This is a genomic window from Paenibacillus sp. PSB04 (assembly GCF_025809195.1).
Classification (GTDB): domain Bacteria; phylum Bacillota; class Bacilli; order Paenibacillales; family Paenibacillaceae; genus Paenibacillus_AQ; species Paenibacillus_AQ favisporus.
This window is the reverse complement of sequence record NZ_CP081301.1, coordinates 233,404-255,633: the sequence shown is the minus strand read 5'-3', so window position 1 is coordinate 255,633 and position 22,230 is coordinate 233,404. Positions and strand designations below refer to the sequence as shown.

Annotated in this window: 33 protein-coding genes; 32 read left to right on the top strand and 1 reads right to left on the bottom strand. The window is 42.1% G+C overall.

Features of this window, described 5'->3' with window-relative positions; translation table 11 throughout:
- The first annotated feature begins 28 nt into the window (after positions 1 to 28).
- The 15 genes from K2F33_RS01340 to K2F33_RS01270 all read left to right on the top strand — a co-directional run bounded on the left by K2F33_RS01340 (position 29) and on the right by K2F33_RS01270 (position 10,415).
- Positions 29 to 586, top strand: coding sequence for a GNAT family N-acetyltransferase (locus K2F33_RS01340; RefSeq protein WP_263880820.1), 558 nt, complete (start codon positions 29 to 31; stop codon positions 584 to 586).
- A 424-nt stretch (positions 587 to 1,010) separates the two neighbouring features.
- On the top strand, positions 1,011 to 1,466 hold the full coding sequence (locus K2F33_RS01335) for a GNAT family N-acetyltransferase (RefSeq protein ID WP_263880819.1): 456 nt from the start codon (positions 1,011 to 1,013) through the stop codon (positions 1,464 to 1,466).
- A 64-nt stretch (positions 1,467 to 1,530) separates the two neighbouring features.
- Positions 1,531 to 2,136, top strand: a complete 606-nt coding sequence (locus K2F33_RS01330; protein ID WP_263880818.1) for a zinc dependent phospholipase C family protein — start codon at positions 1,531 to 1,533, stop codon at positions 2,134 to 2,136.
- Between the two features lie 197 nt (positions 2,137 to 2,333).
- Positions 2,334 to 2,681: a hypothetical protein gene (locus tag K2F33_RS01325; protein ID WP_263880817.1), complete on the top strand. Its 348-nt coding sequence runs from the start codon at positions 2,334 to 2,336 to the stop codon at positions 2,679 to 2,681.
- 26 nt (positions 2,682 to 2,707) lie between these two features.
- Entirely contained in the window at positions 2,708 to 3,469 is a 762-nt protein-coding gene (locus K2F33_RS01320) for a hypothetical protein (RefSeq protein ID WP_263880816.1), read from the top strand.
- Positions 3,470 to 3,520: 51 nt separating this feature from the next.
- Positions 3,521 to 4,015: a DinB family protein gene (locus tag K2F33_RS01315; RefSeq protein ID WP_212982580.1), complete on the top strand. Its 495-nt coding sequence runs from the start codon at positions 3,521 to 3,523 to the stop codon at positions 4,013 to 4,015.
- 16 nt (positions 4,016 to 4,031) lie between these two features.
- Entirely contained in the window at positions 4,032 to 4,223 is a 192-nt protein-coding gene (locus tag K2F33_RS01310; protein ID WP_263880815.1) for a hypothetical protein, read from the top strand.
- 218 nt (positions 4,224 to 4,441) lie between these two features.
- Entirely contained in the window at positions 4,442 to 4,990 is a 549-nt protein-coding gene (locus K2F33_RS01305) for a GNAT family N-acetyltransferase (RefSeq protein WP_263880814.1), read from the top strand.
- A gap of 272 nt (positions 4,991 to 5,262) precedes the next feature.
- Positions 5,263 to 5,904, top strand: coding sequence for an NUDIX hydrolase (locus K2F33_RS01300; protein WP_263880813.1), 642 nt, complete (start codon positions 5,263 to 5,265; stop codon positions 5,902 to 5,904).
- Positions 5,905 to 6,038: 134 nt separating this feature from the next.
- Positions 6,039 to 6,998 (top strand): P-loop NTPase family protein, encoded by a 960-nt coding sequence (locus tag K2F33_RS01295; RefSeq protein WP_263880812.1) that lies wholly within the window; start codon positions 6,039 to 6,041, stop codon positions 6,996 to 6,998.
- A 51-nt stretch (positions 6,999 to 7,049) separates the two neighbouring features.
- Complete coding sequence (locus K2F33_RS01290; RefSeq protein ID WP_076173370.1) at positions 7,050 to 7,295, top strand: hypothetical protein; 246 nt, start codon at positions 7,050 to 7,052, stop codon at positions 7,293 to 7,295.
- Positions 7,292 to 7,672: a retropepsin-like aspartic protease gene (locus tag K2F33_RS01285; RefSeq protein WP_263880811.1), complete on the top strand. Its 381-nt coding sequence runs from the start codon at positions 7,292 to 7,294 to the stop codon at positions 7,670 to 7,672. Before K2F33_RS01290 ends, K2F33_RS01285 begins: the two co-directional genes overlap by 4 nt.
- Positions 7,673 to 7,789: 117 nt before the next feature.
- Positions 7,790 to 8,383 carry a YdeI/OmpD-associated family protein gene (locus tag K2F33_RS01280; protein WP_089545596.1) on the top strand — a complete coding sequence of 198 codons (594 nt, stop codon included), beginning with the start codon at positions 7,790 to 7,792 and terminating at the stop codon, positions 8,381 to 8,383.
- Positions 8,384 to 8,526: 143 nt separating this feature from the next.
- Entirely contained in the window at positions 8,527 to 9,066 is a 540-nt protein-coding gene (locus tag K2F33_RS01275; RefSeq protein ID WP_263880810.1) for a GNAT family N-acetyltransferase, read from the top strand.
- Positions 9,067 to 9,227: 161 nt separating this feature from the next.
- A complete protein-coding gene (locus K2F33_RS01270; RefSeq protein WP_263880809.1) occupies positions 9,228 to 10,415 on the top strand; it encodes an alanyl-tRNA editing protein in 1,188 nt (395 codons plus the stop codon).
- Positions 10,416 to 10,595: 180 nt separating this feature from the next.
- Here the strand turns inward: K2F33_RS01270 and K2F33_RS33615 are convergent, their stop codons facing one another.
- Positions 10,596 to 10,679 carry a putative holin-like toxin gene (locus K2F33_RS33615; RefSeq protein ID WP_220687457.1) on the bottom strand — a complete coding sequence of 28 codons (84 nt, stop codon included), beginning with the start codon at positions 10,677 to 10,679 and terminating at the stop codon, positions 10,596 to 10,598.
- Positions 10,680 to 10,944: 265 nt separating this feature from the next.
- Between K2F33_RS33615 and K2F33_RS01260 the strand changes: the two genes are divergently transcribed.
- From K2F33_RS01260 to K2F33_RS01180, 17 genes are all read left to right on the top strand, one after another.
- Positions 10,945 to 11,433, top strand: a complete 489-nt coding sequence (locus K2F33_RS01260) for a HEAT repeat domain-containing protein (RefSeq protein WP_263880808.1) — start codon at positions 10,945 to 10,947, stop codon at positions 11,431 to 11,433.
- 56 nt (positions 11,434 to 11,489) lie between these two features.
- Complete coding sequence (locus tag K2F33_RS01255; protein WP_318672618.1) at positions 11,490 to 12,269, top strand: N-formylglutamate amidohydrolase; 780 nt, start codon at positions 11,490 to 11,492, stop codon at positions 12,267 to 12,269.
- A 47-nt stretch (positions 12,270 to 12,316) separates the two neighbouring features.
- Complete coding sequence (locus tag K2F33_RS01250) at positions 12,317 to 12,841, top strand: DNA topology modulation protein (RefSeq protein WP_263880807.1); 525 nt, start codon at positions 12,317 to 12,319, stop codon at positions 12,839 to 12,841.
- 74 nt (positions 12,842 to 12,915) lie between these two features.
- On the top strand, positions 12,916 to 13,404 hold the full coding sequence (locus K2F33_RS01245; protein WP_263880806.1) for a DUF4830 domain-containing protein: 489 nt from the start codon (positions 12,916 to 12,918) through the stop codon (positions 13,402 to 13,404).
- 41 nt (positions 13,405 to 13,445) lie between these two features.
- Positions 13,446 to 13,886, top strand: coding sequence for a GNAT family N-acetyltransferase (locus K2F33_RS01240; protein WP_263880805.1), 441 nt, complete (start codon positions 13,446 to 13,448; stop codon positions 13,884 to 13,886).
- Positions 13,887 to 13,993: 107 nt separating this feature from the next.
- Positions 13,994 to 14,701 carry a tetratricopeptide repeat protein gene (locus tag K2F33_RS01235; RefSeq protein WP_263880804.1) on the top strand — a complete coding sequence of 236 codons (708 nt, stop codon included), beginning with the start codon at positions 13,994 to 13,996 and terminating at the stop codon, positions 14,699 to 14,701.
- Positions 14,698 to 15,543 (top strand): P-loop NTPase family protein, encoded by an 846-nt coding sequence (locus K2F33_RS01230; protein ID WP_263880803.1) that lies wholly within the window; start codon positions 14,698 to 14,700, stop codon positions 15,541 to 15,543. Before K2F33_RS01235 ends, K2F33_RS01230 begins: the two co-directional genes overlap by 4 nt.
- 13 nt (positions 15,544 to 15,556) lie before the next feature.
- The gene (locus K2F33_RS01225; RefSeq protein ID WP_263880802.1) at positions 15,557 to 16,063 is read left to right on the top strand and encodes a DUF6886 family protein; all 507 of its coding nucleotides are present in this window, start codon (positions 15,557 to 15,559) and stop codon (positions 16,061 to 16,063) included.
- Positions 16,064 to 16,245: 182 nt separating this feature from the next.
- Positions 16,246 to 16,764: a DinB family protein gene (locus K2F33_RS01220; protein WP_263880801.1), complete on the top strand. Its 519-nt coding sequence runs from the start codon at positions 16,246 to 16,248 to the stop codon at positions 16,762 to 16,764.
- Between the two features lie 45 nt (positions 16,765 to 16,809).
- Complete coding sequence (locus tag K2F33_RS01215) at positions 16,810 to 17,130, top strand: hypothetical protein (RefSeq protein ID WP_263880800.1); 321 nt, start codon at positions 16,810 to 16,812, stop codon at positions 17,128 to 17,130.
- A gap of 29 nt (positions 17,131 to 17,159) precedes the next feature.
- On the top strand, positions 17,160 to 17,603 hold the full coding sequence (locus K2F33_RS01210) for a VOC family protein (RefSeq protein ID WP_263880799.1): 444 nt from the start codon (positions 17,160 to 17,162) through the stop codon (positions 17,601 to 17,603).
- A gap of 29 nt (positions 17,604 to 17,632) precedes the next feature.
- The gene (locus K2F33_RS01205; protein WP_263880798.1) at positions 17,633 to 18,004 is read left to right on the top strand and encodes a VOC family protein; all 372 of its coding nucleotides are present in this window, start codon (positions 17,633 to 17,635) and stop codon (positions 18,002 to 18,004) included.
- Positions 18,005 to 18,848: 844 nt separating this feature from the next.
- Entirely contained in the window at positions 18,849 to 19,538 is a 690-nt protein-coding gene (locus K2F33_RS01200; protein ID WP_412973960.1) for a class I SAM-dependent methyltransferase, read from the top strand.
- 35 nt (positions 19,539 to 19,573) lie between these two features.
- Positions 19,574 to 20,098 carry a DinB family protein gene (locus K2F33_RS01195; RefSeq protein ID WP_263882263.1) on the top strand — a complete coding sequence of 175 codons (525 nt, stop codon included), beginning with the start codon at positions 19,574 to 19,576 and terminating at the stop codon, positions 20,096 to 20,098.
- Between the two features lie 75 nt (positions 20,099 to 20,173).
- The gene (locus tag K2F33_RS01190) at positions 20,174 to 21,214 is read left to right on the top strand and encodes an NAD(P)-dependent alcohol dehydrogenase (RefSeq protein ID WP_263880796.1); all 1,041 of its coding nucleotides are present in this window, start codon (positions 20,174 to 20,176) and stop codon (positions 21,212 to 21,214) included.
- A 97-nt stretch (positions 21,215 to 21,311) separates the two neighbouring features.
- Positions 21,312 to 21,746, top strand: coding sequence for a VOC family protein (locus tag K2F33_RS01185; RefSeq protein WP_263880795.1), 435 nt, complete (start codon positions 21,312 to 21,314; stop codon positions 21,744 to 21,746).
- 41 nt (positions 21,747 to 21,787) lie between these two features.
- Positions 21,788 to 22,222, top strand: coding sequence for a GNAT family N-acetyltransferase (locus tag K2F33_RS01180; RefSeq protein WP_263880794.1), 435 nt, complete (start codon positions 21,788 to 21,790; stop codon positions 22,220 to 22,222).
- Positions 22,223 to 22,230 lie beyond the last annotated feature (8 nt).

Here is a 22,230-nt window from a genome sequence, read left to right as displayed (position 1 = left end):
TTATATAGATAACGGGAGGGAAATTGCTATGCAGCAATTAAACAGAGCATTGGAAAGTGACAGGCTTTACCTTCGGCCGCTTGTAAGCGAAGATTCCGATATGTATTACCCGAACATGTTGAACGAAGAAGTAAGGAGATTGACGGGAACCCAAAGAGTATTTTCAAAACAGATGATCGAAAATTATATTGAAGAAATACAGAATGAAACGGATCGTATTCATTTATTGATCGTTCTTAAAGAGGAAGATCGTATTATTGGAGAAGTTGCACTACAGGATATAGATTATGTAAATCGCAATTCCAATATACGGGTAGCTTTGTTTAATGAAGCGGATTTTAGCAAGGGATTTGGAACAGAGGCTCTAAAATTATTACTGAATTATGGCTTTGGTGTGCTGAATCTACATAGAATTGAACTTAACGTGTACTCGTATAATGCAAGAGCCATAAAAGCATATGAAAAGTTAGGATTTATACAAGAAGGAATCCAGCGAGAGGTTCTCTATTATAACCATGAGTATCATGACTCCATTACAATGAGTATTTTAGAGAATGAATTTCGAAAAAATGAAGGGATTAGATAACACCTTATTTATGCGGCTGGGCGGTATGGGATTTCTAGAGTAAAGAGCAGTACCGATTTTGGAAGTGTTCCAGGGGAGTGCTTATGAAAACCTATATTTATATGGTAAGGCATGGCGAATCGCCTAAGCTCGAAGGGAGCGAAAGAACTCAAAACCCGAAATTTACAAGATGGAATTTGATGAAGGGGTGCTTAAAGGATCGAAGCGATTGTAGACAGATCCATTTTGATCGTTTAATTTTCGATGGAAGATCCGGAATCAAATTATGATAGAGCGTGTAAGAAATACCGTCAATTCTAGTCAAGGCAAGAAAATTCTTTGCATTATAGGCGCTGATCATAACTATATATTTATTGATGAATTAACAGGGCGAGACATCGAACTGAAATATCCATTAAGATAACTCAATGAGTTGGAGGTTAACATGGATAAAAATGTTACATATAGGAAGCTACAAGTAGGTGATGAATCGATTTTTTTTGATTTAGTATTGCTGTTCAATGAGGAGTTTGAATCCCCTAATACGGACTTCGTCAATCATGTTAATATTGCGGAGCTTTTATCAAATCCTTTATTTATTTGTATCGTTGGAATAAAAGGTAACGAGGTTATTGGCGGATTAACCGGATATGAGCTGCCCATGTATGATCGAATGGGTTCCAGTTTGTATTTATATGACATAGCGGTAGGAGAAAATAACCAACGTAAGGGAATAGGAAGCCGTCTGGTCAAGGAATTAGTCGAGTATTGCAAATCAAAGCAAATCCATGAAATTTTTGTTCAAGCAGATGCTATTGATCAACACGCGGTTGAATTTTATAAAAAACTTGGTGGAGAGATATCCAGTGTTTATCAGTTTACATTTACTGTAAAATCATAAACGAGCCAGATAGAGTTAGGAGCGGGCGCATTGTGAAATACAATCAATTGAGGTGATATTCATTATGGGATCCAGAATCATGCACCTGATTATCGGCCATAGAATTGCTGCAAAATTAAATATTCAAGATCGCGCTTCGTTCTTACTTGGAAGCGTTGCTCCTGATGCTGTTCAAGCAAAGGATGAGTCCCATTTCTTTAGGGGTGAACATCAGAATTATACGCGTTACATAGACTATCATGGATTCCTCAATAAGTATAAACCATATTCGGATAACCCATATGTGCTTGGATATTTCACCCATCTAATTGCTGATGATCAGTGGTTGAAGGGTTTTTATATGCCCTGGCTGAGAAATCGTATGGAGGCGGACGCAGGGTTATATCCGCTGTATCACAATGATTTTAGATTACTGAATGGGAAATTGTTAGAACATTATAGTTGTACAGAAGAAATGAGGCAAGCGATCAGTGGATCAGCTAAGGTCATTGACCTGGAGGAAGTTAAGGCCAAAGAAGCCATTGACATTGTTCCGCATGTTCTGGGGGACATGGATTATGACAAACACAGAATCGATGAACCTTTAAATGTCTTTAGCTTTATTCAGATCGAAGGATATATTGAAACATCGGTGAATATAGGAGTAATGAATTTACAAGCTTTAATTTAGGGGGTTGTTTGATGAAAATGGACTCTCCATACACTGCTGAAGGAATTATTGAGGTATCGTAACTAAAAGATGGATGAGAGCCTTACTATATTCATTGTAAAACACAACCCCAAAATCAATTAAGCAAAGGACGGTTCATTGTTGTAAATAACGATGAACAAGTGCTGCATTCAGGTCAATGGAACAAGAAGCTTAATGTGAATTATGCCCATTTTGGAAACGAAATGACAGAAGCTGAAATTGCCGATCTTAGTGAAAATATTGATATTCAAGCACTAATGACCTATCGAATTGAAGTAGGGCGAAAAACTCGTGAAGTTGTATCTCGTCTATTGCCCAACGCTTTTAATCAAAAGGTGGAAGCCGAGAGAATTAAAGTACTTGAAGAGCAAAAAGCTGTCAAGAAAGAAGCTTCCTGGTTGCTTGAATATTGGGGGAAAAAGACGATTGCAGGATTAATATTGATGCCGGCAACAAGACATATCTTTTTGCATTTAAATAAATCAATTCGAATAAAACAAAGGATTCAAAAAAAGGGAGACTAGCGCCCAAAAAAGCGAGGAAGCTAAAAATGGGGATACGATCTCGTATTATTTCACACTTAAGCGAGGGAATGATCAATTATCCTGAAATTAATGCATTATGGTTGGAGGGGGCAGATGGAACAAGCACATCTGATCATTTATCTGACATTGATGTAGTCATACATGTTAATAGTGGATTTGAAACAAAGGCACTTTCAATAAGCGAAAGCTTATTGGAAGAGATTGCAGCACTTGATTTATCCTACGAAGAACCACGCCAACATCCAAATATGAGATACAAAGTTTTTCACTTAGAAAACACACCATCCTACTTATTTATTGATGTGAATGTTTATAGTCATAGGCCCCATATCGAATTTGACAGGCTCAATGATAGTGAGGTTCCTATTGTTTTATTTGACAAAAGGCAAGTCATTCAAATCAGAGAACATAACGAGTCGGAATTACAACAAACTTTGCGGAATCGATTGCATCATCTTGAAAACACAATCAAGCAGAAAGCAAGAGTAGAAAAATATATAGAGAGAAAGAAATTTATCGAAGCTATAGGATATTATCATAAATTTATCATCTCGCCTTTAGTAGAAGTATTAAGAATAAAATACAAGCCAATTAACCATGATTATTACATTGTCTGTATATCTAAACATCTGCCTAGAGAAATTGTTGGACGATTAGAAGATTTATATAAAGTGACTTCTATAGAAGATATTGGTAAGCATACACGGCAGGCATATCAATGGTTTTACGAAGTACTGAAAGATGTTCAGAATAATCTTAATAAATAGAGTTGGATTTGATAACATGTGGAGATACCAACCAAATAAGGAGGCCACAGCATGCTGAAATTATTCGAATATAACTGGCAGGTTCGCAAAGATTGGTTAGACTGGTGCGATACGGTGAGTGAAGAAGAGTTGCTGAAAAAACGCACCGGCGGCATAGGCTACTTCCTTCCTACTCTGTATCACATTGTGGCGGTCGAGTATGGCTGGATATGCGGCGGAATCCAGGAAAAAGCAGTTGAAATCCCTCCGTTTGAGAAAGTGGCCAGTGTGCAGCAGATCAAAGATTTTTCTGCACGCTGCCACGAGGAGCTTGCTCCATTTGTCTATGATTGGAACGACAGCCTGGAAGACCGTATTATGATCGATATTACGGATGAAGGGGAGCGAGAAGCCCATACATACGGCGAAGTCATGCGGCACTTGATCGCCCACGAAATCCACCACATCGGTCAGTTGTCTGTATGGGCAAGAGAGATCGGAAAGAAGCCTGTTACAGCCAACTTGATTGGCAGAGGATTATTCGAGATTAACAATCCCAATTTATAAGTGGAGGTATTCGAAGATGAATCAGACTGCATTTTCCGGACCATCTATGGTCTTACTTGTGAGGGATATTGAAAAATCGATCGATTTTTATAAGAAGCTGGGTTTCAGTTATGAGCTAGTTGGCGGTCCGGTTGTCCAACACGTACATATGACAAGAGATCAAGTAACCTTTATTCTTCATCAAGCAGCTGATATCCGGAAGATGTAAGCCCCTCTTCTTCAGTTAAGGGCGGACTCTATTTTGATGCTTTTTGTTATACAGATGTTCGACAATTGCTAGAAGAGATCAAGGATAAAGAAATCCCTATTGTGCAAGGTCCGGATTTGAATGATTTTTTTAGTGAATTTACGATTCAAGACATTGATGGGTATAGAATTGCGTTCGGGGGATAGGCTACATTACTCAGCATGAAAGGAGAAGAAAGTATGACCCCATTTCCCATATTAGAAACGGAAAGATTAGTCCTCAGACAGATTACACCAGAGGATTCAGGCGACCTGTTTCATTATTTCTCCTTGGATGAAGTAACACAATTTTATGATGTGGAGAGCTTTACGAATGTACAACAAGCCGAGGAATTAATTGATAGGTGGCAGCAAAGATTTGAGAAAAATCTAGGCATTCGCTGGGGGATTACTTTAAAATCTGAAGACCGTGTCATTGGCACATGTGGATATCATGGTTGGATGAAACATCATTTTAAAGCCGAAATTGGATATGAACTGACTCCAGATTACTGGGGAAAGGGCTTTATGACCGAGGCCATTCAGAAGGTGATTGAATTCGGGTTTCGCGAATTTGGATTAAACCGGATCGAAGCATTCGTTGAACCGGGGAATGTGAATTCAAGGAAGGTGCTTGAGAAAGCCGGGTTTAGCGAAGAAGGGATATTGAAGGAACATTTTTATTGGAGGAACCGGTTTGTTGATACTGCCATATTTGCATTGCTTAAGAAGGATTATCAAGTAGGTTAGCAGAAGACATCCATCAATAATAACAACAAGAGAAAGTAAAAAACCACCCAAAGGTTGAGGCCGAAGGTGGGTTTTGTTCATATTCGACTCAGAAGGGAATAAACCATCCAAGCTAATTGTACTGACCAAGTGTTGCTGCACTTGGTCTTTATTACTTATATAATAACATAATGAAAAAAGTATCAAAGTGTTGGATTCATTTTAGGAACAGAAAGTTGGATTGAAAGATAAAAGGAAGTGGCAACTTCGTCACATAAGGTGGTTTCAATTGCGTGATTAATCCTTGGTTTGTGAAACCTCTTTATACGTTATCTGAAAGGCGGTTATCCATGTTTAAATACAACATTTGCTTCCTTAAACAAAACGATCAGATCCTGCTCCTTAACCGGGAAAAGCCGAGTTGGATGGGAAGGTGGAATGGCGTGGGCGGAAAAATTGAAGAGAACGAATCGCCAAGAGAGTCTGCGCTGAGAGAGGTCGAGGAAGAGACAGGAATTTCCCTGGATTCCATTGATTTTAAGGGTATTGTAACTTGGATTGCAGATGGTAAGTTAACCGGCGGGATGTATGCTTATTTCGCTGAGTTACCGTCCGATTTCATCTATGAGACTCCCATAAAGACACCAGAAGGAATCCTGGACTGGAAGAGCTTGGAGTGGATTATGCACCCGGAAAATAACGGGATCGCGGATATCATTCCGAAAAGCATACATCGTTTTATAGACGACGCAAACTGCTATGAACACCGTTGTTTTTATGAAAATGACAAATGGGCACACGATATATTGATTGAATTGAACAAGGACATGGATCAAAAGACAGATAAAGAAAAGATACATGATTGGTATTTTCGTGAGCAGTTCAGAAAAGGTCATACATCAGATAACATGGTATTCGCGCTGCAGCCTGACTGAGGGTTGTTGCTTACTCAAAGGTGTTTTGGCAGAAGAAAAGTCAAAAAAACTGAACTCGTAGAGAGGATGAACAACATGTCTTATCCTTTTGACTGTATTACTGATTTGGCGTGTTCGCTTAATAGGATGATTCCATGAAGAAGAATCTTATACTCATTGAAGGTATTCCTGGCTCAGGCAAATCCACATTTGCCCGATTTTTGGCCAATCAATTTGAACGGAATGGGATCCCTTGCGGATTATATCTTGAAACCACTTATGATCACCCGATTATCGAGTTTACCGGTCACGAAGATAACACATTGTTCCTTGAAGCTTATTATGATCGATGGTCTAAGTTTCTGGATCATTTTCCTAAAGAAGAAGTGGTTGTGATGGAATCCGCATTTTTGCAGAGCCCGATGGTTCACCTGCTCCATAAAGAAGCGGAAAGAGAGCTTATTAAGTCATTGGTACATAAAGTGAGTGATCGGTTGAGTAAGGAATATTGTAATCTGATCTACTTTTACCAGAAGGATGCATTGGCAGCCATTAACAAAATGATCGAGCAGCGCGGCGGTAGAGAGTATTTGCTGCGAAAACATGAGGAATATAAAGACGAGCCCTACTTTAGAAACCGACAAGAGCAAGGGCCTGAGTCGCACATCTCGTTCTTTTTGGAATATGCCGAAATTGCCAATGAGATTGTTCGGGAATTGAACATCCCGGTTGAGATCATCGAGAACTCCTCCTCAGATTACGAGACGTATCAAAAACAAGCGCTTGAAAATTTCGATATGAAATATGCGCCCGATCACGTTCTTGAAACTTCATTGCTCAGAAAATACTCAGGTTTATATCATCATCAGGAAATGGATCTCCAGATTTCAGTAGAATTCATCCATGATGGATTGTGGATTTTTGGGGATAAAAGGTTGAAGCCGAAAGACACTGATCAATTTTATCTGGATGATATCTGCGTAACTGTAAGATTTATTACAGATCAAACGAATGTCACTGGGTTACTGATAACCGAAAAGGATTGGTATGCTAACCGAAACGATGAGGGGACAATTTTTGAAAAAATCTCAGCACCTGATAACAATTCTGTTTAAGGCTTATTAATAGATGATACAATATATTTAAAACGTTTGGAGGGATCTAACGTGAAGTGGCAAGAAGTGCAGCAAATCTTCCCAAACCAATTTGTAAAGTTTGAAATTCTTCATTCCGAAGAGAAAGATTGCCAAGAAATTATTGATGATGTGGCTGTAATTGGGCCTATTAGAGATGAAGAAGCGACAGAGGAATTATTAAATAGTAAAGGTAAAACCTTGGTTTATCACACATCAAAGGATCAAGTTATTGTGAAAATTCGGAAGAACGTTGGCCTGAGGAGATACCTTAAATGAAAATTGAATATAGAGATGGGTTATTATTTACAGAGGTGACTGTGCATTTCAATGGGCAAAAGAAAACTATAAATAATATAATTATAGACACAGGAGCAAGCCACACCTTGATTTCACAGGATGAAGTAGATGATATCGGTATTCGGGTCACCCTAGAAGATGATATCATAACCAGTTATGGAATCGGCGGAAAAGAACATGCATTCACCAAGGAAATTGAAGCATTCCAGGTAGGAGAATACACCTTAAGGAATATCCAATTGGACTTTAATTCATTCAGATATCATACGATTAACGGATTACTAGGATTGGATATCTTAATAAATGGCAAATTCAATATAGATCTAGACAAACTCGAACTACTGCGTCTGCAATGAAGATTGCGGATTTTTTGTTTATTTTCAGAGGATAAAACCCCGTATCAGACACCAGCTTTCTGTAAACAAATATGGATATATACCAAAACCGCTGCGAGAAAAGGAACGAGCATAACCATGGAAAATAAAATGAATCCCAAAGTAGATGCATTTGTAGGCAGAGCCACGATGTGGCTTGAAGAAACGGAGAAATTGAGAGAGATCTTGCTTGATTGTGGGCTTACCGAAGAATTAAAGTGGGGCAAACCTTGTTACACGTCACAGGGGCGAAACATCGTGATCATCCAAGGATTTAAAGCCTACTTGGCACTTCTGTTTTTCAAAGGTTACATGTTACAAGATCCCCATGGCATTCTGGTTAAAACCGGTGAGAATACGAAAGTAGGGCGTCAGATCCGGTTTAACGATACCCAAGAAATCGTCGACCTGGAACCCGTCTTGAGGGCTTATATTGCGGAAGCCATTGAAGTCGAACAATCCGGTGTGAAAGAGGATATCATGAACGAGACACACCTCGATATTCCCGAAGAGTTTCAACATAAACTAGATGAAAACCCTGCCTTGAAAGCTGCTTTTGAGGCATTGACGCCGGGGCGGCAAAGAGCGTACGTGTATTATTTTTCGGCGCCCAAGCAATCCAAAACCCGAGAGTCCCGGGTCGAAAAATGTACACAGCAAATCCTCGATGGCAAGGGATTGAACGATCGGTAAAACCCAGCAGAAAGGGCATAGCCAAATTCAGTTTTTAAGACGGATTTTACATCTGGAAAATGCAGCATTCATCCAATCCTCCAAGTCCTTTTATATACTTAAATCTGAGTATAGCTAATCACAAGGACTAGGGTGGCGATGACATGTTAAAACAACGTGATTTGCACGAATGCCATGCACTGTACAACCTGATGACGGATCCAGCCGTTTTTCCCTATGTCCGTTATCCATGCCAATCGTATGAGGAATACTTATTCATCACCAAGCAGTTGATCGTTGAGGAAGAGCAGGGGACGTGCATCTCCAGAACGATTCTTGACGAGATCGGTCACCCCATCGGCACCATTGATCTATATCAAATCCATCATCGAACTGGCTTCCTGGCGACTTGGATTGGGGCCCCTTATTTTGGAAAAGGGTATAACCAACGGGCAAAGGAGGCGTTTTTAGCTGAATTGTTTCTTGGACAGGATATTGAAACGATCTTTTTGAAGATCCGCACCCAAAACATCCGGTCGAAGAGAGCAGTTGAAAAGCTGCCATACGTCAAATTAGCTAATGAGCGGTATGAGCAGGTCTATCAATCGATTAATCGCTCGCAGCAGCGCTATGATTTGTATGGTGTGGAGCGGTCTGATTTTTTGGAAAGCAGTGGAGGCATACAGCATGGGGTTGCGACATAACCGATCGTGCAAAAATGTTCTAACATATCATGGAGACCGTTCTGTTGGGATGATTGCAGACGGTTTTTTCTTTTTCAGAAGGATTTGGCGCAGGGGGACCGTTTTATAGTAAGCTGGATTTAAAGTGAATTTAACCATGACAGGACAGTGAGGACAAGAACATGACGAAAAAGCTATATTACGAATCTGCATATACCCGGGAATGGGAGACGCGTATCACCCGCAAAGTGGAGCGGGAAGACGGAAAAACCTATGTGGTCCTGGAAGAGACGGCCTTTTATCCTCACGGCGGTGGGCAGCCCTGTGATCTCGGATGGATCGATACGATCCCGGTGCTGGATGTCGTTTTTGAGGAAGGAGAAATCCTGCATAAAGTCGAGCGTTTTCCTGAAAAAGAAGACGTCCGCTGCCGATTGGATTGGGACAGAAGGTTCGACCATATGCAGCATCACAGCGGCCAGCACTTGCTGTCGGCGATGTGTCTGGAGGTGTGTAAAGCGGAGACGCTCAGCTTCCACTTAGGTGAGGATTACGCCACCATTGATATCGCCCGGTCGGATCTGCCTCCACATGAGCTGATGATGCTGGAGCTGGAAGTGAATGATCAGATTTACTTGAATCGAAAAGTAACGAGTTATTTTGTGAATCAGGAGCAGGCAGCGGCCCTGCCTCTAGTAAAGCAGCCGAAGGTGACCGATAATATCCGGATCGTTGAGATTGAAGGAATCGAGTATAACGCCTGCGGCGGTACGCATGTCTCCGCAACGGGAGAAATCGGGATGATCAAACTGCTGCGAGCGGAGAAGCAGAAGGGGCATACGCGTGTTTATTTTAAATGCGGCTATCGGGCGCTTAGAGAATTTAATGCCGGCATGGAGATTCTCGGCAGCTTGTCGGCCCGGTTCAATACTGCCAAGGAAGAAATTATGGACCGGATTGCAAAATGGGATCAGGAGCAGAAGCTGCTCCAGGCTGAATTAACCGCGGTAAAAGCTGAGAATGATGCTTACCTGGCTGAGAAGCTGCTAGCTGACCGTCAGGGCAGCCTGATCAAGCATGCTTTTGCGGACAAGCCGCTGAAAGATATGCAGAACCTGGCGGCCAAGCTTACCGAGCAAGCGGATGTGATCGTGCTTTTCGTATCAGGTGCGGACCATAAGGTGCTTCTCGCCCGGGGAGGGGAAAGTGAACTCGCCTGCGGCGCCCTATTCAAGCAGCATCTGGCCGATTTTCGCGGTAAAGGCGGAGGCAGCGACAAAATGGCGCAGGCCGGTTTTGCCAACGAGGAGGATGCGAAGGCGTTTTACCATTTTGCGGGGGAGTTATTAGCGCAGGTGAAGAAGAAATAAGTTGTTATATGCGGTATAGCAAAGAAATACCTCTGTAAAAGCGTTATATAATGAGCTATACTAAGGTAAGAATAAGTAAGGAGTCGTGCGGGAACACGACTCCAGTGCACAATAACTGCATAAAGAGCAGTCGGCCGCTAAGTGGTGGTCGAAATAGACCGTTTCCTTAGGCAGGGCGGTCTATTTCTTTTTCATGTAGGTGAGAAGCGCCAAAATGAACATGCCAAACATGAACATTAAGGAAAGTGCGTCTTTGACCTCCATGGGCATCACCTCCCTTCCGGGAGACTAGCCTACCGCCCTTTTAGCCGTATATTGTACTCAAAAAATTATAACATAGTAATCAGAAGTAAACCGTTATAAAACTATAAACACTCAGAGAGAATCAGAGAACTTATATTAAATGCATATTTAGACTACACACGACCCGACCTTGGATTAGAACGATCCACAAGTCGGGTCGTATTATAGATGCAGGAGTATTAGCTGCAATCATTTCGCTACCCATACATTAAAGGATTGATTGGAATTGAATTTAAACAGAATAAATCAACTCATTCTAAGTAATAAAATAGATGAAGCACTTCATTTCATCGAAGAAATAGGGAAAATTAAAGATATAGCAGCTGCCCCTCTTCTATTAGAACTTCTGACCACGACAGAAAACCACCTCATAAGAAACCAAACTGCGATTGCATTATCCGATATGGGGTGCCAAGAAGCAGTAGAGCCAATTATCGAATTACTCCAAGATCCCAAAACATTAGGGTACAGAGGATCACTCCTATATGCGCTGGAGCCCTTGAATTATTCAAAGCATATCGACATTCTTTTGGAGTTTGTTATTTCTGGGAATTTCGAAGTGAGCAGGAATTCTTTTTTATTGTTAGAGCAAGTTAAAGACCAAATAACTCCTGAACTTAAACAAAAGTATAGAAATAAAATAAATACAATTATTGAAGGATTAGAAGAAGAAATTGAATTTTTAGAAGAGACCATTGAAGAACTAAATCTATAAAGAGTTACTTTTGGAGAATTATCGAATTCAACTTTAATAATTGGAGGTGAAAGAAAATAGACCCCTTCCATATCCACAGAAGTACATCAAAATCCCCGTTTATTGCAAGTATTCCACACGGCTCTTCATTATTAACCGATGAAATGAAGTCTAGATTAGTTCCTGGGATTATTTTGTCTAACAATGATTGGTATGTTCGCGAATTATACGATTTCTTAGACAGTATTGATTTCACAGTTATATCTGCGAACTATAGTCGGTATGTTATCGACGTAAACCGGGATATGTCATTCAGAGATAATAAAGACAACTACAGAAACTCGTTAATTTATCATAAAACTACATTTGGAGAACAAATTTATGATACATCTCCAGATGAGGCAACAATCAAAAATCGAATTGAAACGATATACCTGCCATATCATCACTGTCTTGCGGAAGAGATCGGGCAGATTGCATCAAATTACCGAAAGGTATATTTGTTTGACCTGCATAGCTTCTACATCCAGTCTTCAGCGGATATTGTTCTTGGAACCAGAGGAGGCCAGACGTGTTCAGAGGAATTCCTAAATGTTCTAGTTAAAGCATTTCGAGAAGAAGGGTTCAAGGTTGAAGTAGATGCCGAGGGACTTACAGGAGGTTATATTGTATCTCATTATGGATCGCTTTCACATACAGAAGCTGTACAAATTGAAATCCGGTATACTACTTATATTGAGGATCGTGTCTTTGGTAAGGAAGAAGTCATCGATAAAAACAATGATTTGTTTATGGCAACAAAAGGGAGGTTACATAGGGCGTTTATAAGGATAAAAGCTGAGTTGGAATCTCTATGAAGATGCTGACATCCTAGGATGTTCTTTAATAGAAAGGAGGATTTCCCTTGACGAATCGAATCGCGATCATCGGCTCAGCCGGCTCCGGTAAATCTACCTTATCTCAAAAATTAGGTGAGATTCTATCATTGCCTGTTGTTCATCTGGACCGATTTTATTGGAAACCGAATTGGACTCCAACCGTAAATGACGAATGGGATGAATTTGTGAAGGATGCTGTAAGCGAAAATCAATGGATTATCGATGGAAATTACACCAGAACCTTAGGTATTCGTTTGAGTGAAGCGGATGCCGTCATCTTTTTAGATATGCCCAGACTCTTATGCATTTATAGGATCATGAAAAGACGAATCCAATATCATGGAAAAACACGACCCGATCTAAACGAGGAATGCCCCGAAAAACTGGATTGGGCTTTTTTTATTTGGGTCTGGAATTATAAGAAAAGAAGCCGATCCAAGGTCATGGAAGCACTCGAACAGGTAAAGGGTCGAAAACAAGTCGTCATATTAAAGTCGAGGAAAGAGGTACAGGAGTTTTTGGATCAGGTGAAGTATGATGGGAAAATTTAGGTGAATTTTGTGTTATATATGCGGTATCATCAATATATATGTGGGAAACCAAATGTAAGGAGGCAGGTCATTCCTTGCGATCGAAGACGATTATTTTAGTTATACTGATTGTCCTCGTACTAACAGGGTGCAAAGAAGAAAAGAAAGAATATATGCCGTTTTATAAGCCAATGCACACAGACTATTTGCAAAAATTTGGCTGGCAGGCGGAGCGCTTTGCATCGGAAACAAAATATGAAGCAAAAACTTTGCAGAGTTATATGGATCATGTCGATACTATCCGAACGGAAGGGAACATTGATTTGGCACCGTTTTTTAACAAGGAGGTTGTAGAGACGGGTTATATCCTTAAGGAAAAAACGGATCTATACAATCAGATTGTTGCCTATATTTTAGAATCCGAAGGAAAGGTCATCGGAGGCTATCTAGATTTTAATCATGAGGTGCTGCAACCGGATGGAGTGATCGAAGTTCACCCTGGCCAAACTACACCGATGTTCGATGCAAATGATTCCAACAAGCAATTTGTAATAGGACGTATTATAAAACCAGACAATAAATAAGTAGTGGCCTTTTACTTTTGAAAGCAAGGAGAAACTGTTCAATGATTACTATAAGAGAAATAACCAAAGCCGACTTGAATGACCTATGCCGTCTGTACGAGGAGCTCATGGATCATCAGCCTAACAATTACGAAAAGATGGTCAAAGTATTTGATATCATCCAAGCCAAGGGGGACTATCATATTCTGGGAGCGTTTAAGGATGGGGAGCTGGCAGGGTCCGTTATGGGGATTGTGTGCCAGGATCTTGTCGGAGAGTGCAGACCTTTCATGGTGATTGAGAACGTTGTGGTTTCAGATCGTTTTCGCAGGCTTGGCATCGGGAAGCAGTTAATGATGAATATCGAGGCCATAGGACTGGAGAGAGACTGTAATTATGTTATTTTTGTGTCCGGTGGACAGAGAAAGGAAGCCCATGCCTTTTATGAGAAATTAGGATTTAAAGATGAGAAGGTCGAGGGGTATCGGAAGCATTTGTCTTGAAGAAGGGATGGACGTTACTCAGATACCATTTATATGAGTATTTTGAAAAGAGAATACGAGGAGCTAAATCAGCACTTGATATAAAATTTGGAGGGATCAATCTTTAAATGTCCCTATACGATATTGGTGATCAATTATATTTTGAAGGTAGATATCAAGAGGCAGCTGACATTTTTAGAGAGTGTATCGATAAACAGCTTGAATTGAACTCAAGCATCAACTACCTGGGCTGCTGTGAATTGCAATTGGGGAACTTTGAGCAAGCATTAGGTTGGTTTGATGAAGTGATAGGCAGAGCCCCACATTGGGAAAGACCTCACATGAATAAGAGCAGAGTTTTCATAAAGCAGGGAAACCTAATTGAAGCAAAGAAGTGCTTAGATGATGCACTACAAATAAATCCTGAACATGAAGATGTTTATTACTATCTTGGGATTTACTATGAAAAATGCGACGACCTATTCAAAGCGGAAGAAGCATATAACAAATCCTTGGATATCGATGCGAATCAACCGGAAACCTTATTAAATCAAGGAATTGTAGTCTCTCGCCAAGGTAAATATGTTGAGGCAATCGGGTATTTTCAGAAGGTCATTGCGCTTGATCCGAATGAAAGTGATGCTTACTGGAATATTACTCAGATCTATGTATCGACAAAAGACTATAACCAGGCATTATTGTATTTGGATAAATATATGTTTTTAAACAAGGATGATGAGGAAGCTCGAGAATTAAGAGTAACATTGGAGCGGGAAATGACAGATTCGAGGACTCCAATTACAAAAGACACCAGCAAAAGGGAGACATCATCTTGACACAAACCAAATTAATTCTAGTGGAAGGTATACCCGGATCGGGTAAAACCTCTACAGCTCGATATATTAAGGGGCTGCTGGATACACAGGGTATAAGCAACCAAATGTTTCTTGAAGGGGATTTGAATCATCCGGCGGATTATGAGTCCGTGGCTTGTTTGGACTTTAAAGAGTATGAAGTGTTGAAAAATAAGTACCCTGAATTGGGCGATATAATAAATCAATTCACTCAGACGGTAAGGCAATACCGGTTAATCTACTACGGCAAATTACAGCAACAAATACCTATCGACCAATATAAAAGCCTCATCGATGAGTTAGCCGGATTAGATGTATACAATGGATCGTTGGATCGATATCAAGAGCTCGTCATTGAAAGATGGGAAGAGTTCGTTAGCCATGCTCAAAAGGCGGAAGGAACCGTCATATTAGAATGCTGCTTTTTGCAGAATCCGCTGACTATGATGTTCGGGCGGTTCAATCAGCCACAACAAGTGATTACTGATTTTATAAAGAGAATAGAAACGATTATTCAACCTTTACATCCTAAAATCATTTACTTTTATCAAGACGATATAAGGTCAACCATCAGCAGAGTCACTCAGGAACGATCGGATGATTGGCTGCGCCATATTACGTGGTATTTCACAGAGCAGGGATTCGGTAAGGCAAAGGGATATCACGGTGTGGATGGCCTTTGTGAGGTGCTGAAGGTGCGAAAGGAATATGAATTAGACATCATGGATCATTTGAAAATCGATAAATTAACGATAAATAATACGGAATTTGATTGGGAACTTGTGTTACTGGAGGTACGGGGGTTTTTGGAAGTAGTGCGATGAAGGGGGAATACATATGAAGCTGTTTCATTTTAGCGAAGAACCCGGCATCCAAGTCTTTGAACCCCGGACCATATACGATCAAACCGATGCAAAAGTCTGGACGATCGATGAGTACCATGCGCCACATTATTATTTTCCACGAGCATGCCCCAGAGTCTGCATTTGGCCAAAGGATGATACAAGTAATATGGATCATGAACGTTTTTTTGGAATGTCGAAAACTAGCCGGATAATAGCCATTGAGACCGGGTGGTATGAACGGGTAAAAAAGGGTTCTATCTATCGTTACATCTTTGATGCAGCTGATTTCGAATTGGAAGAAGAGAATGCGGGATACTATGTATCAAGACGTCCGGTTATACCAGTGGAAGTAGAGAGAATTGACGATTTGATCACTGCGATTCTGAATGAGGGTGTAGAGCTAAGGATCACTCCATCGTTACAGCCCCTGCGAGAACAAGTATTGAAGTCCACCGTCAACTTTTCCATGATCCGTATGAGAAATGCGAGACAAGAATGATAGGTTGAAGAGATTTCAGCCGCCAGGGGGCTTTCTCCTATTGGTCATCTACATGTATAATCATGGAAAAAGCTCCGGACAACAAACGACCCAGCCTAGAATAAGAGTGTTCTATGGCTGGGTTATTTCATAAAGAAGAGCGGAAGAGGAAGGATTTCGAATATCGTCAAGGAGGAGCCAGGATGTTCTACGACTTAAAAGGTGGGGCCAACATGGCTCCAATGGTGGGAATCTTATATTCTGCGGTAAAAGAGAACATCCAACGACTACAATCTATCACGATCGGTATGCTGCAAGAAGAGATGGATTACAAGGGGCCCGATAACAAGTTTAACAGCACAGCTCAGTTAATCAGGCATCTCATGTACGTGGATCTGAACTGGGTTTACAGAATAAAGGGGCTCCCACTTCCACAGTCACTTCAAAAGCAGTATGGCCCCATGATCGATGAGCATGGCAGGCTTCCGATGGTCCAAGGCGTATCTTTGAATACACTTATGACTCAATATAACGGTGTAATAGGCATGCTGAAAGAGGCATGTACTCAGCTAACCGATGCAGATCTTGAGAAAACCGTCTCTTTTGGACATGAAAATGAGAAGCAGGCAACGATACGCTGGGGGATATGGCATATGGCGGACCATAACCGCTATCATCAGGCGCATATTAATCTGCTTCGAAAGTGGTATAAAGAAAAGTGAATTCAAGGCAAAGCAGCTGGAAATGTTCTAAGAGTCTAAGGAGGTATGATGAATAACGTTTTGAAGTGGGCCCTTGTCCTGGTTGGCGCTGTATTGCTAGTTTTAGTGATGACCTGTCCAAATGAGGAAGATTACACGAAATGGCTTTCCTCGGAACACGGCATCGTATGTGTGAATACCGGATCGGACATGGGGTGCAAGAAACAAGAAGCCGAGGTTAAGTGGAATTCGAGATATATTATGCACGCGGGGATTTTTATACAGGTGAGGGATAAGTATTCTGAAGGAAATATGGATTTTGAAATAAAAGCCTTCGGGATTCTTAATCACTTTTTTGATTATTCTTCTATCCCTAATCGCGACTAAAAACCATCGAAAACGAAGGAGTGTATCCAATGAGTCCAACGTTTGCTTTCTCCCGTATTGGCTACGTATATGTTCCGACAACCCGAATTGATGAATCTATTGCGTGGTACACGGAAAACTTGGATTTTAAGTTAATGAATAAGTTTCAGGACCGCGGGTCTTATATTGCCGTGCTGCACCATCCTCATCAACATTCGATTGCTTTGCTGCTCATTGAAACCGAAGACAAGCAGCCGCTTGAAATTATGAGGAACGGCAAGCCTTTTCCGATCATGGCGATAAACTGTCCGGAATTTGAATACACCCATCAATTCATGAAGGATAAGGGGCTGATGGTCGAAGATTTGCAGACTCTCGGAGCTGGAGAAGCTAAATATTTTTACTTTAGAGATCATGAGGGGAATCTGCTGGAGGCCGCTTGGTCTAAATGGGATCCACAGGACGAATTGAAAGAGGATTTTGTAAGGAGTTAACCCATTTCAAGAGAGGAGGGCGTTGTTTAATGGAATTGTTGTTGAGTGGATACATTTATATCCCAGTAACGAATCCGGAACGCTCCGTAGAATGGTATGCCAAATATCTTCATTTTGAAACTGCGTTTGAAGATCCTTTGTACGTGGAAATGAGGTCAACAACGGGAATTCGAATCCTACTGATCGTAAGCGAAGAAGCGGTAAACTCACAGATGATGTATTCAAATGGTCCGCAGGCTGCGTATGGTTTTGTCGTTCCTGATATTGATCAAGCCAGGCAGTGGCTGGTGGATCATGGGATTGAAGTCAGACGGATTTCGAATTACCAGGGGAAGTCTTTTGGATTTTATGATCCGGATGGGAACATCATCGAATTATGGAGTGACTATCCGAAGGCATAACCTTTGCCTGAAAGATTTGCAAAAGGGTGATTGCAAAAATGATAAAGAGGTTAGCGCTAGTTCCATATAATATGCTGATGCTGCTCGTGTGGATGTACTGGTACAGCCTTTTTTATTGGTGTATGGAGGGATATGTGCCTGCCTATCTCATCATTGGAAGCTGCTTGTTCCTCGCTCTGGTGTGGATTTCCGGTAATGTTTTTTGGATACGAAGGGCTCAGCTTGCTTGGGGAAGTTCCGTCTTGATCATTGGATTAACCTTGATTTTGATGTACCTCGACCCTGTATTAAAGCCCATTTATTTTGAAAAGATCAATTCGAAAGCGATGCATCAATCTTTTCAAATCCTAGCGTATTTTAGAGATTGGAAATGATGATTTAGCAACAGGAGTGACGATGTTGAACTATCAGAATAAAAAGAAGTATTTTTTGTCAGCGGATCAGATCGTCCAGTTAATCGACTCGAATGAAGGGTGTATTGCCAGCGACTGATCAACGTGGCGTTCTGGTGCTTGATAAGGAGTGGGAGGAGCCAGATGAGTAAGGGGCGCAGCGAAACTTTTCAAGTTCTGATCGAGATTTTATGTTGAAATCATCATGGGTCACAAATCTAAATAAATTGAACTAAAGAATAGGATGCAGGCAAGGGAGTAAAAGGATTCCGAAGAAGCGAAGCGGTCGTAAAAGCTTTCCAAAGGAAAGCTAACATCGGAAGCATATGCTTTGGCTTTCGGATTTCCACCTTAAGTGGGCCCTATACCATCAAGAAATCCGAAAACAAGAGCGATCGTAGGAACATTTTACGTAATTGCCCCATCATCCATTACTTTTAAGGAGTTATTAAATGTCAACCCAGGATCCTATCTATATGAATCACTCAAACATGTATGACGCCATGGTCAGCCGTCAGCCTGATTTATATGACATCATCAATACAATCAGAGTTTTCAAAAATTTGGACGTGCTGGATTTAGGCGCAGGGGCGGGGCGATTATCGACGGTGATTGCGCCTGAGGCGAAATCTCTGATCTGCACGGATATCTCCCGCCCGATGCTGGACATCTTGGAGAGCAAGCTGCAGGGGATGAACGGTCCTCTGAATTGGAAAACCGTGGTGTCAGACCATAGGCAGCTGCCCATACCCGATCAGAGCATGGACCTGGTTGTTTCGGGGTGGAGTATTTGTTATCTGGCCGATGCGTCCGATAATCACTGGGAACAGAATCTGGAACAAATTATGGCCGAGCTGCAGCGGGTGTTAAGGCCGAATGGAACGATCATTATTTTTGAAACGATGGGAACGGGATATGAGACGCCGCATCCCCCTGAATTTTTGCAGCCGTATTATGCACTACTTCAAAACAAATACGGATTTGACCATCAATGGATCAGAACCGATTATGACTTTGGGAGTATTGAAGAAGCCATTCATCATACGGAGTTTTTCTTCGGACAAGAGCTCGTTGATCGGATCCTTCAGAATCAGTGGGCATCGGTTCCGGAATGTGCGGGGATCTGGTGGAAGCATTTTTGAAGATGAGCTTTTACATAGCCAAAAGGAGTGTTGATATGAACTTCCATTTGAATGAAGCCCTCGAAATTTTGGAGCGCACGCCGCAAACCTTGGAGCGCTTCTTATCCGGTCTATCCGAGGGATGGCTGCATAGCAATGAAGGGGAAGGAACCTGGAACCCGCTTGAGGTCGTTGAGCACCTCGTAGAAGCGGAGAAGCATAACTGGATCCCGCGGATGGAATCCATTCTTGCGGAAGGGGAAAATAATCCGTTTCCCGCATTCGACCGCTATGCCCACTTGAAAGATACCTCTGAGAGAACCGTTGAAGAGGCATTATCAGAGTTCCATACCATAAGAATGGCGAACATATCCAAACTGAGGGCAGTCGTCAATCCTCACGATCTGGAAAAGACCGGTCTGCATCCGGAATTCGGTGTCGTGAAGTTGAGGGAGCTCCTCTCTACATGGGTTGTTCATGATCTTACGCATATGGCGCAAATGGTTCGGGTGATGGCGGAGAGATACCGGGCTGACGTTGGGCCGTGGAGTGCATATTTAGGTGTTTTAAAAAAGAGCTGATCTCTTCTGCTTTCGAAGAGCTGCCTAGCTCGCCTTAGCATTTAACCCTAATTTGAAGGTAGGATGGTGTCGACCATGAAGACCGAGATCGAGACGAAAGAGTATCAAGCAAGTTTAGGAACAGGTACGATGAGGGCGCTTGTTTATGAAACTTACGGACAGCCGGATGTTCTTCGGATCGAAGAGGTGGAAATCCCTAAGCCCAAGGAACATGAAGTGTTGATCGCGGTCCACGCCGCATCTGTAAACTCCTGGGACTGGGATCTCCTGCGTGGAAAACCGTTTGTGAACCGTATTGGTGGGATGCGGAGACCCCGTTACCGCATTTTAGGTGCAGACATTGCAGGAAGGGTTATTGCTGTGGGGGCGGCTGCCAAGCGGTTTCGTCCCGGCGATGAAGTGTTTGGGGATATTTCCGGCTGCGGCTGGGGAGGGTTTGCAGAGTACGTCTGCGCTGACGAAAAAGCACTGACGCCGAAACCGGAAGGGGTGAGCTTCGAGCAGGCAGCATCCATCCCTCAAGCAGCGGTTCTGGCCTTGCAAGGACTGCGCGATAAAGGAAAACTAGCGAAAGGCTGTCACGTTCTCATCAATGGAGCAGGCGGCGGTGTAGGCACGTTCGGGATTCAATACGCCAAGCTGCATGGGGCAGTGGTAACCGGCGTAGATCGGGCAGAGAAGCTGGAAACGCTGCTTTCCGTGGGGGCGGATCATGTTGTGGATTACATGAATGAAGATTTTACTGCAGGTGATAAGCGGTATGATCTGATTCTCGATGTGGTCGGAAACCGATCCGTATTTGCGATCCAGCGCGCACTCCAACAGGGCGGCACCTATGTCATGGTGGGTGGTCCCTTTCCGCGTATTTTTCAGACATTATTGACTGCACCATTGACGGCCAAGCTTCAAAAAAAGACCTTGGGATTGCTGATCCATAAGCCGAATCATGAGGACCAGTTGATCTGGAGGTCTTTGGTGGAAACGGGTCAAGTCAAGCCTGTCATTGATCGGATTTATTCGTTGGGGGATGCGGCCAAGGCTTTTGAGTATTTCGGCCAAGGTCGGGCGATAGGCAAGGTGGTCGTTCGAATAGACAGAGGCGTTCCGGAGAAATAAGGATGTTTTAAGGAAAAACCTTGTTAATTTTAGGAATCCATATAAAATGAATTCAATGTTTCATGGGATGTTACAAAATATCGGAGGAGAAGAGGATATGATTCAATCCATCGTGCACATCGCGCTAGTTGTTAAGGATTACGATGAGGCTATCGATTTTTATACGAAAAAGCTTCAGTTTACGTTAGTCGAGGATACGTATCAGCCGGAACAGGATAAGCGCTGGGTCGTCGTTGCTCCTCCAGGCTCGGCAGGTACGACCATTTTGCTCGCAAGGGCATCGAAACCCGAACAGGAACCATTCATTGGCAATCAGTCCGGCGGAAGGGTGTTTTTATTTCTGAATACGGATGATTTCTGGAGAGATTACAACGATATGATCGCCAACGGGATCGAATTTGTGAGGGAGCCGAAAGAGCAGTCCTATGGAATGGTCGCCGTCTTTAAAGACCTGTATGGGAACCTGTGGGACTTGCTTCAATTGAAAGAAGGCCATCCGATTATGGAGCGAATGAAAGCAGGTTATTCCTAAGAGAAGGAGTAAGACGATATTGAACCCAACAGGAGGATACGATGCCCGAAATCCCCAACATACGAAGAGGAACAGCCGATGAAGCGAATTACGTAAGAAATAAATTGATTGAATTTAACTCCAAGCAAGTTCCCAATGGCATTTATGAAGAAGTGAACCTTTGCGTAATGGATGAAGAGGAACACATCATAGCCGGCTTAAACAGTGTGATATGCTGGAACTGGATGGAAATTGATATTTTGTGGGTGGATGATGAGCATCGTGGAAGCGGGCATGGGAAAAGGTTACTGGAGGAAGCTGAAGAAATTGCACGCTCAAAGCAGTGTACTTTCATTAAATTAAATACCTTCAGCTTTCAGGCTCCTGAGTTTTATAGGAAATATGGATATAAAGAAATAGCCGTGATCGAGAACGCACCTCTAGGAAGTAAGCATTACTACTTCATAAAAGAGTTAACAGATCATCATCAAGTTTAGGAGCATGA